Raw genomic sequence first — 16,083 nt, 5'->3', positions numbered from 1 at the left:
AAAACTTAAAGAGCGCATCCTAAAAGTCAGGTGCGGCTCAATCAATACAAAAGTATGTGGAGGAGCACTTTTGAAAAGTGCTCCTCCACAATCTACGCCACGGTATTTAATACCGTGAGTTCTTAAGCTAATTCATTTCAGGTTGGGGAACTACGCCTCTTCCTTTGTCACGACCGGTGCCCATTCAGGGCCAGTTACGCCAAGTTCAGGATCGAGCTTGGCAATCAGTGGCTTTGGCTTATCCAGCTTGGTGCCGGGAACCACGTCAACGCGTACCCAGGTTGCCTGCTGGGAGTCGTACTCGCCTGTAATGATTGGGTAAGTGCGGTTTTCCTCAGGAAGATTTGCACCCATCAAATCCACTGGCGCGTCATCCTGAACGTCCTGAATTTGTGGGGTTGCTGCCCATACGCCAGTACGGCCAAGGGTCTCATGCACCTGCTGCGCGGTGTGCGGCAAGAAAGGAGTCAGCATGACATTGCAGTCAGATACTACCTGCAGTGCAGTCCACAAAACGGTGGCGAGACGCTCACGCTGGGTCTCATCCTTCGCCAACTTCCATGGCTCCTGGTCCGCAATGTAGGCATTAGCTTCACCGACCACGTGCATGGCGGCGGTAATCGCTGCCTTGAACTTGGAGGCTTCGAGATACTCAGCAGCAGTAGCAAGGGTTTCTTCAGCCAAAGCGAGAATCTTTGTATCCGCTTCAGTCAGAGTAGCTGGAACTGGAACTTCACCGAAGTTCTTATTCGCCATGGAGACGGTGCGGTTGACCAGGTTGCCCCAGCCATTAGCAAGCTCATTATTGATGCGGCGAACGAACTCATCCCACGTGAAGTCGGTGTCAGTGTTCTCAGGACCAGCAACAGCAATGAAGTAGCGCAGCGCATCAGGACCGAATTCTTTTAGGAAGTCCTTAACGTAAATGACAACGCCCTTAGAAGATGAGAACTTCGAACCAGACATGGTGAGGAACTCGGAGGAAACAATCTCTGTTGGCAGGTTGAGCTCACCATACTTATGCAGCTCACCACCCTTGCTGCCTTTGCCGGCGTAGCCAAGAAGCTCAGCTGGCCAAATCTGGGAGTGGAAGGTGATGTTGTCTTTGCCCATGAAGTAGTAATGGCGTACCTCAGGGTCCTGCCAAAAGTCCTTCCACGCATCAGGGTTACCGCTGCGGTAAGCCCACTCGATAGAAGAAGACAGGTAACCAATAACTGCGTCGAACCAGACGTAGAGCTTCTTCGCGGAATTTTTAGCCCAGCCTTCGATTGGCACTGGGATGCCCCAGTCAATGTCACGGGTCATGGCGCGTGGACGCATGTCTTCGATGAGATTGAGGGAGAACTTCAATACGTTAGGACGCCAGTCCTTACGGGACTTAAGCCACTCAGTCAGAACATCAGCGATCGAAGGCAGGTCCAACAGGAAGTGCTCGGTCTCAACAAACTGCGGGGTTTCACCATTGATCTTGGAAACCGGATTGATGAGATCAATTGGGTCCAGCTGGTTACCGCAATTATCGCACTGGTCACCGCGGGCGCCATCAGCGTGACAGATTGGGCACTCGCCCTCAATGTAGCGGTCTGGCAAGGTGCGGCCAGTGGATGGGGAAATCGCACCCTGGGTGGTTTCCTTAATCATGTATCCGTTCTCATACAGGCCCTTAAACAGTTCCTGGGTGACGGCATAGTGATTACGGGTGGAGGTACGGGTGAACATGTCATAGGACAGACCCAGACCGGCAAGGTCCTCCACGATCTGGCGGTTATAGCGGTCCGCTAATTCACGAACGCTCACGCCTTCTTTATCGGCCTGCACCAAAAGTGGGGTGCCGTGTTCATCAGTACCGGAGACCATGAGAACGTTGCGGCCGCGCATTCGCTGGAAACGGGCGAACACGTCGGAGGGAACACCAAACCCCGCCACGTGTCCGATGTGGCGGGGTCCATTGGCATAGGGCCAGGCAACGTTAACTACTACAGACTCAGTCATGGGTTCTACTTTATCCAAGTAGCACGCGCCTGTGAATTTAGCCCCAGTATTTTTTGAAAAGGTTTTTGCGTTAGCGCTTCTTTACTTTGCCGATCATCTCTGAACGACGACGCTTGTGTTCTTCCTTCTCTTGAACTTCACGGTGAATACGACGTTCACGAGCCAGCTTGCGCTGGAATGCTTGTGCCTCACGGTATTCAACGTAAATAACGTCATTACGCAGGTCCTTGACAATCGCAAACATCAAGAAGATAAGGACAATCAAGAATGGTGAAGCAGCCACAATGGTTACATTCTGCAGGTTATTCAGTGCGTCTTCACCAGTCAGCAGCAGCACCAGGCCAACAGCAGCTGTCAGCGCACCCCAGACTGCAGACAACCAAGGAGTTGCATTGGAACGTCCGTTCTGGGACATCGACCCCATCACGGTCGACGCCGAGTCGGCCGACGTGATAAAGAATGTACCCAGCAAAATCATAGCGACGAACGCTGCAATAGTACCCATAGGCAATGACTGTAGAAGGTTGAAGAGTTCTTCCTCAGTGCTCTCACCGGAAATGGACTGGCCTTGCTGCTCCATATGGATAGCGGTGCCGCCGAAGATGGCAAACCAAATAGTTGATACGCCAGCCGGAACCAACAGAACGCCCAGGCAGAATTCGCGAACGCTGCGGCCACGAGAAATACGGGCCAGGAACATGCCGACAAATGGGGACCAGGAAATCCACCATGCCCAGTAGAAGATCGTCCAGCCAGACAGCCACTCACCAGCGGTACCATCAGCAGATTCTGCGGTACGGCCAATCATCTCAGTGAAGCTGGACAAGTAGTTACCAATGGAGCTTGGGACCATGTTCAAGATGGTCACAGATGGGCCAAGAACGAAAACGAAGATGGCCAAAAATGCCGCCATGACCATGTTGGCATTGGACAGGTACTGAATACCTTTACCCACACCAGAGAGTGCGGAAAGGATAAAAGCCAAGGTCAGGACTAGAACGATACCAATAACAATGCTATTAGAAGCGTTCTCAATCATGCCTGATGCTTCCAGACCTGCCTGGATCTGCAATGCGCCCAAGCCCAAGGAACAAGCGGTACCAAATACGGTGGCAAAAATTGCCAGGATATCGATCAGCTTGCCGATTGGCCCATTCGCGCCTTTTTCACCAATAAGTGGAACGAAGGCAGAAGACAAAAGCTGCTTACGTCCGATACGGAAAGTGGAGTAAGCAATGGCCAAGCCAACAATCGCGTAGACAGCCCATGGATGCAGGGTCCAGTGGAACATGGCGGTTGCCATAGCTGTTCCAACCTCGTTTGGCTCATGCCCTGGCACGCCATCGCGGTAGAACGCAAGGGGCTCGGATGCACCGTAGAACATGAGACCAATGCCCATACCAGCGGCGAACATCATGGCAATCCATGACACCGTTGAAAACTCGGGTTCTTCATTAATCGCACCCAGTTTGATCGTGCCAAACTTAGAAGCTGCAATGCAGATAACGAAGACCACGAATACTGCGGTAAATAGGACAAATGCCCAGCCAAAGTTGTCAACAACAAAGCTCAAGGCATTGCCCGATACTTCTGCGAAATTTTCTCGGAATGCCAATCCCCAGATGACAACCGCTGCGACTAACACACCGGCGATGCCGGTGATGGTCCAGTCAATCTTGGCATCTTTCTTATCTGCGGCAAGCTCGACCTCTTCTTCTTTGTGTTGAGAGGGATCGAAGTCGGTCTCCAGCATTTGTTGGAGCTGACCGGTTGCAGATTCACCGGTTGCGTAAGGATCGGTAGCCGTTGGATCTGCAGGAGTTACTCCATCGACATTTTCAGCCTGGCTGTTGCCAGGCTGACTTTCTTGTGATTTATCGTGCTCTCCAGTTGTCATAGATAATAGAATGCGGAATCAATCGGATATGTGGCAACCCGAAAAATCCCGATACTCGCGCCGATTACCGCTATTATTCACCTGCAGAAATGGTGAAATTTCTGCTAACTTCATGCGCACCGCCGGTATCCGTCCGGCGAATTAAATTTTACCAATAGGAAATAACGGTTTCATAACAATGCCAGGTTTGTGCGCTGACTAACAGGAAATTTTAAGAATTCTCAAGGGCTGCTTGGTATAAATCGCGGTTGGAAACTCCCGTTCCCTCAGTCGCATGTTTACAGGCATCTTTCAATCGCATGCCCGAAGAAACAAGCTTCTCCACTTCCGGGAGTAGCGATTCAACTGAAACAATCTGCTCGCTTCCGCCATCTAAGACAACGGTGATCTCTCCTCGCGCATTGTTTACCGCCCACTCGGCCAGGCCACCCAAAGTGCCGCGTTTGATTTCTTCAAATTTCTTCGTCAGCTCACGGCACACCACAGCCGCGCGTTCTGCGCCTAAGACTTCGACGGCTTGGGCCAAGGTTTCTGCCAACCTATGTGGGGATTCAAAGAACACCACCGCGCGTTGTTCGTTCTGCAAGCTTTCAAGCCACTTCTTGCGCTGCCCTGATTTACGTGGCGCGAATCCATCGAAAATAAAGCGCCCGACTGAAAGCCCTGACAGCGCCAACGCCGTAGGAACTGCCGATGCGCCGGGGAAACAGGTCACTGGAACGCCCGCTTCAGCTGCTGCAACCACAATGGAATGTCCGGGGTCAGAAACTAATGGCATACCGGCATCAGTAACTACTAAAACGGTGCCGGTGCGCGCGGAATCAATAAGTTGCTTGGAGCGCTGTTCCTCATTGTGATCGAAGTTGGAGACCACCTGACCGCGAATCTCAATCCCCAGTGCTTGCGCCAAAGCTCGCACCCGCCGGGTGTCTTCGGCAGCAATCACATCCGCGTAGGCCAGGCCCTGCTTTAAACGATCAGTGGCATCGTGCATGTTTCCCAGTGGGGTCGCGGCGAGCACTACTCCGCGCGGAAGGTCTTGGGGGTTCATAATATCCATTATGATGGCACAAGTGCCTACACTTCTATCCCACGCCGGAGATAAAGCAGGACGTCATGTCCAAGCTCCGCCTGCGCCACCCCGCAGGTACCTGTGGAGCAGAGCCGATCTCATCTCCACTGTTATTATCGCGATCGCGGCTTTCATCACGCGTTTCATCGGGTTAACTGCGCCCACATCTCAGGGCACGCCTATCTTCGATGAGAAGCATTACGTGCCGCAGGCCTGGGATATTGCCAAGCAAGGAAGTGAGCTCAACCCCGGCTATGGCCTAGTTGTTCACCCTCCGCTGGCGAAAGAAATCATCGCCCTGGGTGAATCAGCCTTCGGCTATACGCCGATGGGCTGGCGCGTGATGGCAGCGCTCTTCGGCGTTGGCACCGTCCTTTTGATCATGTCGCTCGCCCGACGCCTCTCCACATCATGGAAGGTAGCTACTTTCGCGGGCATCATCGCGGTCTTTGATGGCGTACTGCTAGTGACATCCAAGTTCGGCATGCTGGATATCTTCCTCACCTTCTTCGTGGTCCTCGCCGCATGGGCGCTGGTGCGTGACCATCAACAGGTGCATAACCGCCTGCATGCAGCATGGCAACAAAAAGGATTAGGCGACAGCCCTTTCGGCCCGCGTATCGGCTTTCGCTGGTGGCGCTTTGGTGCGGGTGTTGCTCTCGGCCTTGCACTAGGAGTGAAGTGGTCTGGCCTGTACTACATGGCTTTCTTCGGTCTAACCACCGTCTTTGCTGACCTGTGGCTGCGCCGCCGCTATAGTATCAAGCGTTATATTGTGGGAACACTCATCCGCGATGTCCCAGCTGCACTAGCATCCATCGTTGCCCTACCTGTGGCCATCTATTTCTGGTGCTGGCGTAATTGGTTCGGCTCTGAAACCGCCGTGTACCGTCACGCCACACTAGACGGAACCATCCCAGAGGATTCATCGCTTCGCATGCTGCCCGATCCTCTGGCAAACTTTTTCTACTACCACTCCTCGGTACTGGAATTTCATTCGTCTTTGACTACCTCTGGCGGACATGACCACCCCTGGGATTCCAAGCCACTGGAGTGGCTGGTCGCTGGCCGCCCGATTCTGTATTACTCCAATACTGACTTGGAGTGCTTCAACGGTTCTTCCTGCCGACAGATGATCTACCTCTTCGGCACCCCGATTATCTGGTGGCTGGTCATCCCAGTTCTGTTATGGGCGATCTGGTGCGTGCTAATGCGCGCCGATCGCCGTTTCATCCCTCCACTAATTGGTTTCGCTGCCGGCTTCCTACCTTGGCTGGTGGCTTATGACCGTCAGATGTACTTCTTCTACGCCGCCCCGCTAATTCCATTCATCATCGTGCTCCTCGCGCTCACGCTCGGTCAGCTCGTAGGCAAAGGCAAAGAAGTCCCCTGGCTAATCCCCTCACGCCTTCCGTGGGGCACGCTCGCGGTCTACACCTATCTCGGCGCCGTAGTTGCCATGTTCATCTATTTCTCCCCTATCCTCTATGGCTACACCATCCCCGATTCCTGGTATGAAGCGCTAATGTGGTTGCCGAACTGGCGTTAAAAGCTCAGCCTTGCATCCTTGATATCAATAGTGCAGATGAATTAGCTTCAGAACGCCTTCTGAATTGCTCCGTAACTTGCCTTTAACCTGACTTGGCAACGCATCCACAACTAATCGGCCCACGAGGCGAAGAACTACACTTCGCAGCCTTCGGATCCAGTGGAATTCCCAAACCGCTGTAATCCATAGAAAAGGCGGTTAGAGTTTCTTGCCATGAGCTCCCGTCAAACTGCTCGCGTCTTCGTGGGTGTCGCTCTCCTGCTCTTTACCGCTGGATGGGCGGCTAATCATTTCTCCTCCGTACTAGTTCTCATTCGCGACCAAGAGGGCGTATCCAGCGTTCTGGTCAACGCAGCCTTCGGGATTTACGCACTAGGCATGCTTCCATGTCTGCTTATCGGAGGGATGCTAGCTGACCGCTGGGGGCCACGGTTCGTGGTTCTGGCCGGTGGAGTCCTGTCTGCTTTGGGCAATCTCATGTTGGTGTTCTTGCATGAAGGGCCGCTTATTTTATTGTGCAGATTCATCGTCGGCGTTGGTGTGGGGTTGGTTGTCAGCGCCGGTACTGCATGGTCCGGGAGGTTACGCGGTGGCAATGGTGTAACGCTTGCCGGAATCATTCTGACCCTTGGATTTGCTGTTGGCCCCATCGTAGCCAGTCTTCTTGGAGCCCTTACGCACAGCATCGAATTGCTCTTTGCGCTAAGCGTTTTGCTTTCCGCGCTGGCTGTAGCTCTAGGGCTCTTACTGGGTGATGCCCCTCGGGCACCAGAACATAGTGGTACAGAGACAATCAAGGCGCAAGACCGCAGCCTGCGTAAAGCGCTCGCGGTCTCCCTACCAATGGCGCTGTGGGTGTTTAGCTGTATTACAACTTCCATTGTTGTTCTGGCGGCCCGCGCCGCGGATAATTTCAATAGCCCGATTCTTTTGCCTGCCATTTCCGCCGCACTCGCGTTCAGCGCTGGTTTGGTTGCGCAGTATCTCGGGCGCAAGCGTGCTTGGGGCAGAAAGTCTGGCACTGTTGGAGCTTTGTTCGCCACCGCGGGCTATGGTCTAGCCGCCTTCGGTGGAGAGACCATCTCCATTCCCACTTTCGTCATCGCAGCAATTCTGCTAGGCACCGCCTATGGCCTGTGCTTGCGCGAAGGACTCCTTGGAATCAACACCTACACGCCAGTTGAAGAGCACGGCACAGGCATTGGTATCTACTACGTTTTTACCTACTTCGGGTTCGCTTTCCCAGTACTCTTTGACCTCATCACTCCACGGGTCGGATACTCCGCCCCTCTAGTGGTCATTGCATTACTCGCCTTTAGTTCAGCGGTGCTCCGCGCACTACAAATCAAACGCGGCTATCTCGTCTAGCTAGCCTTGCTTTGGATATAGGTTTCTCTAGTAAGGGTCGGCCGAGAGATTCTTCCACATCTGGCGGATAAAGTATCCACGGTCAGCAAGCCATGTCCAGAACATCACTAACGCCGCTGCGCCCATTCCCACCAGCGTATATACCTGGCTGGTGCTGAGGCTATCTAATGCGATGTCACGCATGGCAAAGCCAAAGAGGAAGAAGAATGCGGTGGTGAGCACGGGCAATAGCCCGCCCACCAGGTTTGGACGCCAAGCGCTAAAGATCATGCCAGCAGCCAGGCCGAGGCGCAGAGCAGCATCTTCAATGAGGTGATCTGCTTCAACTTGGTCGGCATCTGGGTTAAGCAGCGTGCCGCCTTCAGCCACACCGGTAAATGGGCCGGAGGCAATAATGAGCGTAATGGCCCAGATAAAAAAGACGATGGCTAGAATCACCAGCGCTACTCGCGCGCCGGCGAGGCTTGCCAAACGTCCACCTGAGACGCGGCGCCACTCGGGCTCAACCTCAGCCAAGATAGTCTGTGCGAGTTCTGTCGACGGTTCTAGGGGCGTTGCTGGAGTAAGCGAAAATGACAGCTTTGCCGCGCGCTCCTGGAAAGCCTTGCACTGATCGCAATGTGAGATATGGGCATCAATCACGTCATCGGCAAGGTCATAGTCTTCACCGTCCATGCGGGCGGATACTGCTTCTTGGACCTGGTCATGATTCAACACGGTTTAACACCCCATCCAAACTCGCACGACCAGAACCAAATACCACAATCATCAATAATGCCACGCAAAGAACAACGGCGTACTCGAAACCCCCATCCGCGACGAAAACCCCATTGCCAAAGTGAACAAAGTAGACGGCTAGCGCGCACATTAATGCCAACATGCCTGCGGCGAATGTGGTCAACAGGCCAATCACCAGCATTGCCCCAGCTATCAATTCACCGATAGCAACGACCCAGCCGAAAATCTGTGGCTGCGGCACATCCCAGGCAGAAAACTGCCCGATGGTGTCATCCATGCCTGGGAAAAATAGCTTGTCCACGCCGTGGGCAATAAACACCAAGCCAAGGACTACGCGGAAAATCAAAAGCGCAGCATCCCGGACGATTGGTGAGTTCATGGCTATCAGATTACCCGGTTGCCCCGGTATGAGCGAAAGCCGGTGAGCGAAATCCTTATCGATTTCCCCTGGGACTGACGCAATGGAACATCTCAGCGAATGCAGAAGTCTAAATCTTCATGACCACAAGAGAAAATAATGCACAAAACACAGACCCTTACGACCATTCCAATGAAGATATTCCCACTGCAAGCACAGAACATACTTACCCGGATTGGGCACGATATTCGACAGCAGCACAACAATATTACGCAGAGGAATGGGGAAAGCCCCTCAAAGATGAACAAGGCCTTTATGAACTCATTGCCCTTTTAGGTTTTCAAGCGGGATTGAGTTGGACCATGATTTTGAATAAGCGTGCCTCATTGCGGCATCACTTTCATGACTTTAACCCAGATATCGTCGCCAACTTTGGCGAGGACACCATTCAGTCCTTATTGCAGGATGAGACGATGATCCGGAACCGCCGCAAGATTACTGCAGCGATCACCAATGCGCAGGCAACAGTCATGTTGCGCACCGCCGGCGGGTTGGTGGAAACCATCTGGAAATACCAGTCGGAGTCCGCAGAACCGCGCGAAAGCGTCCCTGAGTTGATTGAGGCAAACCCGTGGATTAAAGACCTAGCCAAAGAACTCAAACGCGAGGGCTTTACCCAAATTGGCCCCCGGCTCGTTGCGGCGCTGCTGCAAGCTATTGGAATGATTGAACCAGTGCCGTCGCTTAGAGGCGAAGTTCCTCCCCGTCTCAGCTAAATAAGTATTATCTGGCCAACTACTATCGGAAAACATCAAACGCGCATGCTGTCCGGAAGAATTTTCGTACTTCTTGGTTAGCATGCGCGTGTGCTTTGCTGAGATGTTACTTAGCCGACTCGGCGGGCCGCGAGGTCATCGCGGCGCTGGCGGCGAGTCACTGGTGGATGAGGAACCTCTTCGTGCTCTTCGTAGATTTCCGGCAAGTGGTCCCAATCAGGGCTATTATCATCAATTTCCACGATGACAGCACCTGGGCGGCGCAGAGAACGTGGGATAGCTAGTTCTTCATCATGGGCGGAACGAACACCTAGACGTGCGCGGCGAAGCTGCGCGATACGGCGTTGACGCAGCTGCTGTTCCTGACGAACCTGAGTACGCAGAGCCACCAGGTAAGCAATGGTAAGGCCACCGGCAATAGCAGCGGTCCACCACAGCCATCCGCCGAAGATGATACCCAAAGCTACGGTCAGAACAACCACGCCTGCTAGTCCCAGCAGAGTGCGCTGACGGCGCTGGTAACGGGTAGCTTTCTGCACGGCATCGGCTTCCGGATCCCAGCCACCGCGGCCCACACGGGATTGTGCAAACTCCAGCTCTTCTTCTGATAGCTCACTGTCGGAGGAAGAGTCAAAGTTGCCGTCAGCCTCGAACTCATCGCCGTACTCATCAATCTCAGCGGCAAGTTCCTGTGGCTTTTCTGTTTGCTCAGCGTCGGTGGCTTCTCCATCTTCGATGGAAACAGCGTTGTCTTCACCTTCAGCGGAGTCAGTGACTTTTTCAGTGTCATTCTCGAAGTCTTCTTCGAGCTCGGCATCGACAGCGCCGGGGTACATCATGTCCACCGGGGACAGGTAGGTGTCATCGATGTCATAGGCATCGTCAGCAACAGCGGACTTGGCTGGTGCGGTAAAGACCTGGCCTTCAGAAGCAGCCACACCATCGGCAGAAGTTTCTGCCTCATCCTTGTTGGAGGATGACTTTTCGCGTGGAGCATCATCAAGCAGGATGTCGTCTTCCTCATCCAGCAGCTCATCTTCTTCATCCACCAAGACGGCAGTGGCTGGGACGGCATCAGCCTCGACTGGTGCTACTGATTCCTCATCAACGATTTCGGCATCGATGATGTCTTCAGCGTTTGCCGCATCGCGTTCTGACTTGGTCTGGGAGGAAGCTCTGAGAGAATCATCCTCAACCACTTCACCTTCGATGGTCTCAGCTTCCTCTGCAGCGGAGGCATTATCCGCAGAGGAATTATCCGCCGCAGCTGAAGTGGAGGCGGAGTTGTCAAATTGGGAGTTATCAGCGAGCTCGGAATCATACTGAGCCTTCAGGCGCGCAGCAGCAGAAGCGATAGTCTGCGGCTCGGATGCCTGGTTATCTTCAGAGGTGCCAGTGGTACCAGCAGTTACTGGTGCTTCATCGGACGTGTTTTCGTCATCGGCATCACTGGAAGATGAATCGGAAGAGTCAGCTTCCGCAGCTTCTTTGCGGGCCTTGATGCGGGCAGCCTTAGCGCTGAGCTTCGGACCACGCTTGGATTCGAGCTCGCCGGAGTCACCTTCAAAAAGGACACGGGTGTCATCAAAGGCCTCACCGGTACGGCTCATCGGCTTTTGACCGCGCAACAAAACAGGGGCCAAAATCAGTAGCCACAGCACGATGATCAGAACAATCGCTAAACCTGGAGACACGAGTCTCGGCCACCTTTCGAAATTTCGATGTAAAGGGCTTTTTGTAATCTCTCACTAGATTACGTCCGCAGAATTATTCCGCTCCCCTGCCACGCCGCATTTGTGGAGTATCAAGGCGAAATCCGGGCAATTGGCAGGAGATTCTAACCCTGTGCCAAGCGGCCCAGCACCCGGCCTGAGGCACACAGGCGGTCGAGCGCGGTGGTGGAATGATCCTCACGGGTGATAGCCACAAAGTGGTGGTCGCGCCACGCGCCATTGATATGCAGGTTGCGGCGCAGGAATCCTTCCTCACGGAAGCCATTGGCTGCCAGGACCTTGCCGGATGCGGGATTTTCTGGCATGTAGGTGGCTGTGATCCGGTGAAGGCCCACGCGGCGGAAAGCGTGATCCACGCCCAAGCCGCAAGCTGCCGTGGCAACGCCTGAGCCGGTGTAGTCGGAAAAGACCCAATAGCCAATCCAGCAGTCTCCGATTCCGCCGTGCTGAATATTGCCCAAGGTCAGTTGACCCGCAAAGCGGCCGTTGACCTCAATAACCATCGGGACAATTTGGCCCGCACGGGCGCTGGTACCCAGATAGTGAAGGTGGCTGCGCCAGGCTGCCTCCGAGTGTGCTTCTTTCCAAGTACCCGCCGCGGTCGGTTCAACTGGACGCAGGAACTGCTCATCCTTGATGCGCTGGGAACGCCACGCTTTCTTGTCACCACGGGTTAGAGGGCGCAGGCGCAGACGGACCCCGCGTGGAAAACGTTTGGTCTCCGGAAGCACGATGGTGGGCGTGACTTCCGGCCACCCGGGGTGATAAGGGTGCCGTTGTGAATTCGCAGGCTCATTCAGGCGCGCTAAGCGCCAGCCAAAAGGATCGAACAATGTACTCGCGACCCTGGCTAGCTTCGCTGCGATAAGAAAATAACGTCCACCACATCACCGGGACGGATAGCAGTGACATCTTCTGGCACGCGCACCATCGCATTGGATTCAGCCAGACCCGCCAGCAGGTGGGCTGGTGCACCGGTGGCGCCAGCGAGTCCTTCCACCAGGTAGTCCGAAGTTTCCGCATCACGCATCAAGCGTGCGCGGATGAAACCACGGCGTCCGGGACGGGACTCGATGTGGTTAAGCGCGCGGGCGCGAACCACACGGCGATTAGCCACGCGCTTGCCCAGGCTTAAACGAATGAGTGGGCGCACGAAAGTCTCAAAGACCACCAGGGCAGAGACTGGATTTGATGGCAACAAGAAGGTCGGGGTGCGGTCTTCACCGAGCAGGCCAAAGCCCTGAACAGAGCCCGGGTGCATCGCCACACGAGAGGTATCAACATCGCCGAGCTCATCCAGTACCTGGCGAATCACCTCAGAGCCCGCACCACCAACGGCACCGGAAATAACCAAGACTTCCGAACGGGAGAGATAAGTTTCCAGGGTTTCTTTGATTCGGCGCGGCTCGCCTTGTGCGATGCCGACACGCTGCACATCAGCGCCGGCTTCTTTCGCGGCAGCAGCCAAAGCATAAGAGTTCACGTCAAAGACTTGGCCCAGACCAGGCTCTCGGTCCACGTCTACCAACTCGCGACCGAAAGACACAATGGTCACGCGTGGGCGTGGGTAGACCAAAACTTTAGAACGACCCACCGCAGCAAGTAGACCAATTTGCGCTGGTCCGAGCACAGTTCCGGAGGAGACAGCGACATCGCCAGGTTGGATGTCATCACCAACACGGCGCACAAAGTCGCCAGAGCGAACCGGACGGTGCGCGGTCACACGCTTGCGTCCGCGGTCAGTCCATTCCAGTGGCAAGACGGCATCGGCAAGCGTTGGCAAAGGCGCACCGGTATAAACCCGCACCGCCTGGCGTGGCTGTAGACGCAAAGGCTGACGGGAACCGGCTGGCACTTCGCCCACAACCGGCAGGGAACGCTCAACTTCAACGCCCTCTTCCGGTTTCTGGCCACCGATGGCCTTTTCACCACCAACGTCCACCGCGCGGACGGCGTAACCATCAATCACGGCCTGCGGGAAACCGGGCAGTGGCTGATTAGCTTGCACTTCCTCGGCGCACATGAGGCCTAAGGCATGAGCAATCGCCGTACGGACCGGTTCCGGCTTGACCGCCGCATCCATTACCAATGCCAGCTGTTGCTCAACGGAGCGCATAGTTTATAGGCCCTTCTCTGCCTCGTAATCAGCCAAAATCTTCTTCAACTGCGTATACAACGCAGGACCATACACCTCAGAGCGCAAACCAAAATCAACATTTGCTGGGATATAGCCACCAGGATTACCCAAATCATGACGAGCACCCTCATGCACCACAATATGCACCGGCTCGCCCTCCTGAATCAACAACTCAATCGCATCAGTCAGCTGCAACTCACCACCCTTACCCGGGGTGATGCGACGCAACGCATCAAAAATCTTACGATCCAGTACATAACGGCCCGTCGCCACCAAATTAGACGGCGCATCTTTCGGGTCCGGCTTCTCAACCATGCCCACGACCTTTTTCACGCCATCATCATCAGTGTCCTGAATATCAAACACACCATAATTAAAGGTCTGCTCACGCGGAACCTCCACAGCCAAAAGCACCGAACCGCCCAGACGATTACGCACCGCAACCATCTGCTCCATCGCCGTCATCGGCAACACAATGTCATCCGGCAACATCACACCGAAAAACTCTTCATCAGCAGCCAACACAGATTCCGCTAGGCCAACCGCATGACCAAGACCCAGCGGCTTTTCCTGCTCCACCGCAATCGGGTTCAACAAAGAATGCGCACGCTGCACCTTCTGCGATTGCGTCTGCTTACCACGCGCCTCAAGGGTTTCAACCAAATCAGGAAACGCCTCAAAATGCCGCATAACCTCCTGCTTATTAGGCGCAGTAATAATAGCCAACCTATCAGCACCGACAGCAGCAGCCTCTTCAGCAATCAACTCAATACCAGGGGTATCCACCACCGGCAAAAGCTCTTTCGGCACAGTCTTCGTCGCAGGCAAAAACCTCGTTCCCATTCCAGCAGCAGGAACAACAACGGTCCTAACCCACGCAGAAGCATCCTCGCGATCATTAACCATAACGAATAGCTTACATTCCACCCCCGCCCATCTCGTGTTGGCACTACCATGTGTTTATGGTTGCTTTGACAAAGAAGGACATCCGCCAGGCGCATACCGCCGCCCGTAAGAAGCTTTCCGCTGAGCACAAAGCGGCGAAGGATGCAGCGCTTGCCGATGCCATTCTTCCCCTCCTCGATGGCAAAAAGATTGCTGCCTATCACCCGCTTCCATCTGAACCAGGCGGCGAAGGATTTGTGGAAAAGCTTCATGCAGCTGCTGATGAAGTCTGGCTTCCGCTTTCTGGTGCCGAAGGTGAGTTGACGTGGTGTCTTTATCAAGGTTCCGACTCCATGGTTCCGGGTGCACTAGGGATTTTGGAACCACTGGGTGAGAAATATGACAGCACGAAGCTTGCCGAGTTAGACATCATCTTCGCCCCTGCTCTTGCCGTCGATCAATCTGGTATGCGTCTGGGCAAAGGTGCTGGCTATTATGACCGCGCGCTGGCTGCCGCGAATCCTCGCCCGCACGTGATCGCTGTTTTATACGCGGAAGAAGTCATTGAGAAAGTCCCCCACCACAATCATGATCAACCGGTTGATGCCGTAATCACTGATTAGATCCTGGTTCCGCCCGGAACCTTTCTTTAGGGCCGCGTAGTCTTATATAGGTATGGCGCATACTCAACGCAATACCACCGGCGGCCACAAACGCCCGCGATCCCCGGGACTGGTGAGGACTCTTCACACCCCAGGTCACGCGCGTTCGCAATTAATACGGAATTTTCTGGCCATAGCGCTGGTCATCACCGCTGCTTTGGTTGCGCTCAGTGGCATGCGCGAGAACCCTGAGGTAGTGGTCTTCGCTCGTGATGTCGAGGCCGGAGCTGAACTTCGTGCAGAAGACCTCACTACAATCCGCATTGCAGAAAGCGCCATTCCTAGTTCGGCCACCTTTACTTCCACAGAGTCTCTCCACGGCCGGGTTATTACCGCGCCAGCTGCCGCAGGCGAATTTGTGACAGAACTCCGTGTGCTTGGAGATGAACTCACGTCCGCATTGGTTCCAGACGGCCATATGGTCCCCCTGAAGCTGGCGGAGCCCGATTTAATTGCTTTGCTCCACCATGGCGATACCGTCAATATCGTCACCTCCCAAGAAGATGACTTCGCCCCAGGCCATTTTGCACCGGTGGTAATTGCGGAAGATGCCCGTGTGATTGCCACGAGCATGGATAATCCAGACACGTCCGCCAGCCCCGCCACCATCCTGATTGCGTTGCCTGCAGACCAGGCTCAAGTGGTGGCAAGCGCCTCTTTATCCCAACCATTGACTGTTGTCATTACCGGCGGGCGGGCAAGTGTCCAACAGGCAAGCCCTGAGTAGCGTTCACCAGCAAACTTATTCGCAGTGAGCCAAATCTGCACGTTATAGGCCTTTATTTTGGTAATCAAAACCAATTAGTGCTACTTGTCACATTTTTACCCGCTGGCTAGCCAATGCGACTAAATGTGGTTACAGTCCTATCGGATTTATCAAGTCACAGTAATAGCTCAGTCAGATATATGAAAA

At 54.3% G+C, this 16,083-nt stretch carries 14 protein-coding genes; 5 read left to right on the top strand and 9 right to left on the bottom strand.

Annotation, left to right across the window (positions count from 1 at the left end; genetic code table 11):
* Positions 1–150 precede the first annotated feature (150 nt).
* The 3 genes from metG to rsmI all read right to left on the bottom strand — a co-directional run bounded on the left by metG (position 151) and on the right by rsmI (position 4,943).
* The gene (gene metG / locus ACG98I_RS09715; protein ID WP_394720382.1) at positions 151–1,995 is read right to left on the bottom strand and encodes a methionine--tRNA ligase; all 1,845 of its coding nucleotides are present in this window, start codon (positions 1,993–1,995) and stop codon (positions 151–153) included.
* A 70-nt stretch (positions 1,996–2,065) separates the two neighbouring features.
* Positions 2,066–3,892 (bottom strand): BCCT family transporter, encoded by a 1,827-nt coding sequence (locus tag ACG98I_RS09710; protein ID WP_394720381.1) that lies wholly within the window; start codon positions 3,890–3,892, stop codon positions 2,066–2,068.
* Between the two features lie 211 nt (positions 3,893–4,103).
* On the bottom strand, positions 4,104–4,943 hold the full coding sequence (gene rsmI, locus ACG98I_RS09705; RefSeq protein WP_394720380.1) for a 16S rRNA (cytidine(1402)-2'-O)-methyltransferase: 840 nt from the start codon (positions 4,941–4,943) through the stop codon (positions 4,104–4,106).
* Between the two features lie 13 nt (positions 4,944–4,956).
* Between rsmI and ACG98I_RS09700 the strand changes: the two genes are divergently transcribed.
* Positions 4,957–6,513, top strand: coding sequence for a dolichyl-phosphate-mannose--protein mannosyltransferase (locus ACG98I_RS09700; RefSeq protein ID WP_394720525.1), 1,557 nt, complete (start codon positions 4,957–4,959; stop codon positions 6,511–6,513).
* Positions 6,514–6,726: 213 nt separating this feature from the next.
* A complete protein-coding gene (locus ACG98I_RS09695; protein ID WP_394720378.1) occupies positions 6,727–7,881 on the top strand; it encodes an MFS transporter in 1,155 nt (384 codons plus the stop codon).
* Between the two features lie 27 nt (positions 7,882–7,908).
* On the opposite strand, the gene ACG98I_RS09690 is transcribed toward ACG98I_RS09695, so the two are convergent.
* Positions 7,909–8,598 carry a hypothetical protein gene (locus tag ACG98I_RS09690; RefSeq protein ID WP_394720377.1) on the bottom strand — a complete coding sequence of 230 codons (690 nt, stop codon included), beginning with the start codon at positions 8,596–8,598 and terminating at the stop codon, positions 7,909–7,911.
* A complete protein-coding gene (locus ACG98I_RS09685) occupies positions 8,585–8,998 on the bottom strand; it encodes a DoxX family protein (RefSeq protein WP_394720376.1) in 414 nt (137 codons plus the stop codon). Before ACG98I_RS09685 ends, ACG98I_RS09690 begins: the two co-directional genes overlap by 14 nt.
* A 119-nt stretch (positions 8,999–9,117) precedes the next feature.
* Between ACG98I_RS09685 and ACG98I_RS09680 the strand changes: the two genes are divergently transcribed.
* Positions 9,118–9,753, top strand: a complete 636-nt coding sequence (locus ACG98I_RS09680) for a DNA-3-methyladenine glycosylase I (protein ID WP_394720374.1) — start codon at positions 9,118–9,120, stop codon at positions 9,751–9,753.
* A 110-nt stretch (positions 9,754–9,863) separates the two neighbouring features.
* Here the strand turns inward: ACG98I_RS09680 and glpR are convergent, their stop codons facing one another.
* The 4 genes from glpR to ACG98I_RS09660 form a co-directional block, all read right to left on the bottom strand.
* Positions 9,864–11,447 (bottom strand): gephyrin-like molybdotransferase receptor GlpR, encoded by a 1,584-nt coding sequence (gene glpR / locus ACG98I_RS09675; protein ID WP_394720372.1) that lies wholly within the window; start codon positions 11,445–11,447, stop codon positions 9,864–9,866.
* A 143-nt stretch (positions 11,448–11,590) separates the two neighbouring features.
* Positions 11,591–12,319, bottom strand: a complete 729-nt coding sequence (locus ACG98I_RS09670; protein WP_394720370.1) for a GNAT family N-acetyltransferase — start codon at positions 12,317–12,319, stop codon at positions 11,591–11,593.
* Positions 12,320–12,336: 17 nt separating this feature from the next.
* On the bottom strand, positions 12,337–13,602 hold the full coding sequence (glp, locus tag ACG98I_RS09665; protein WP_394720368.1) for a gephyrin-like molybdotransferase Glp: 1,266 nt from the start codon (positions 13,600–13,602) through the stop codon (positions 12,337–12,339).
* A 3-nt stretch (positions 13,603–13,605) separates the two neighbouring features.
* On the bottom strand, positions 13,606–14,529 hold the full coding sequence (locus ACG98I_RS09660) for a UTP--glucose-1-phosphate uridylyltransferase (RefSeq protein WP_394720366.1): 924 nt from the start codon (positions 14,527–14,529) through the stop codon (positions 13,606–13,608).
* 56 nt (positions 14,530–14,585) lie between these two features.
* Between ACG98I_RS09660 and ACG98I_RS09655 the strand changes: the two genes are divergently transcribed.
* Both ACG98I_RS09655 and ACG98I_RS09650 read left to right on the top strand, forming a co-directional pair.
* Positions 14,586–15,131 carry a 5-formyltetrahydrofolate cyclo-ligase gene (locus tag ACG98I_RS09655; RefSeq protein WP_394720364.1) on the top strand — a complete coding sequence of 182 codons (546 nt, stop codon included), beginning with the start codon at positions 14,586–14,588 and terminating at the stop codon, positions 15,129–15,131.
* A 52-nt stretch (positions 15,132–15,183) separates the two neighbouring features.
* Positions 15,184–15,897, top strand: coding sequence for an SAF domain-containing protein (locus ACG98I_RS09650; protein ID WP_394720362.1), 714 nt, complete (start codon positions 15,184–15,186; stop codon positions 15,895–15,897).
* Positions 15,898–16,083: the final 186 nt, after the last annotated feature.

It is taken from the genome of Corynebacterium sp. L4757, assembly GCF_043673995.1.
Classification (GTDB): Bacteria; Actinomycetota; Actinomycetes; order Mycobacteriales; family Mycobacteriaceae; genus Corynebacterium.
The sequence above is the reverse complement of the archived record's forward strand: the minus strand, read 5'-3'. Positions and strand labels throughout refer to the sequence as shown.

Excerpts from the sequence above, each read along its gene's own strand:
- ACG98I_RS09700 (WP_394720525.1), top strand. The coding sequence starts at position 4,957 with ATGGCACAAGTGCCTACACTTCTATCCCACGCCGGAGATAAAGCAGGA.
- ACG98I_RS09680 (WP_394720374.1), top strand. The coding sequence starts at position 9,118 with ATGACCACAAGAGAAAATAATGCACAAAACACAGACCCTTACGACCAT.
- metG (WP_394720382.1), bottom strand. The coding sequence starts at position 1,995 with ATGACTGAGTCTGTAGTAGTTAACGTTGCCTGGCCCTATGCCAATGGA.
- glp (WP_394720368.1), bottom strand. The coding sequence starts at position 13,602 with ATGCGCTCCGTTGAGCAACAGCTGGCATTGGTAATGGATGCGGCGGTC.
- ACG98I_RS09710 (WP_394720381.1), bottom strand. The coding sequence starts at position 3,892 with ATGACAACTGGAGAGCACGATAAATCACAAGAAAGTCAGCCTGGCAAC.
- ACG98I_RS09650 (WP_394720362.1), top strand. The coding sequence starts at position 15,184 with ATGGCGCATACTCAACGCAATACCACCGGCGGCCACAAACGCCCGCGA.
- ACG98I_RS09695 (WP_394720378.1), top strand. The coding sequence starts at position 6,727 with ATGAGCTCCCGTCAAACTGCTCGCGTCTTCGTGGGTGTCGCTCTCCTG.
- ACG98I_RS09655 (WP_394720364.1), top strand. The coding sequence starts at position 14,586 with ATGGTTGCTTTGACAAAGAAGGACATCCGCCAGGCGCATACCGCCGCC.
- ACG98I_RS09660 (WP_394720366.1), bottom strand. The coding sequence starts at position 14,529 with ATGGTTAATGATCGCGAGGATGCTTCTGCGTGGGTTAGGACCGTTGTT.
- ACG98I_RS09685 (WP_394720376.1), bottom strand. The coding sequence starts at position 8,998 with ATGAACTCACCAATCGTCCGGGATGCTGCGCTTTTGATTTTCCGCGTA.
- rsmI (WP_394720380.1), bottom strand. The coding sequence starts at position 4,943 with ATGAACCCCCAAGACCTTCCGCGCGGAGTAGTGCTCGCCGCGACCCCA.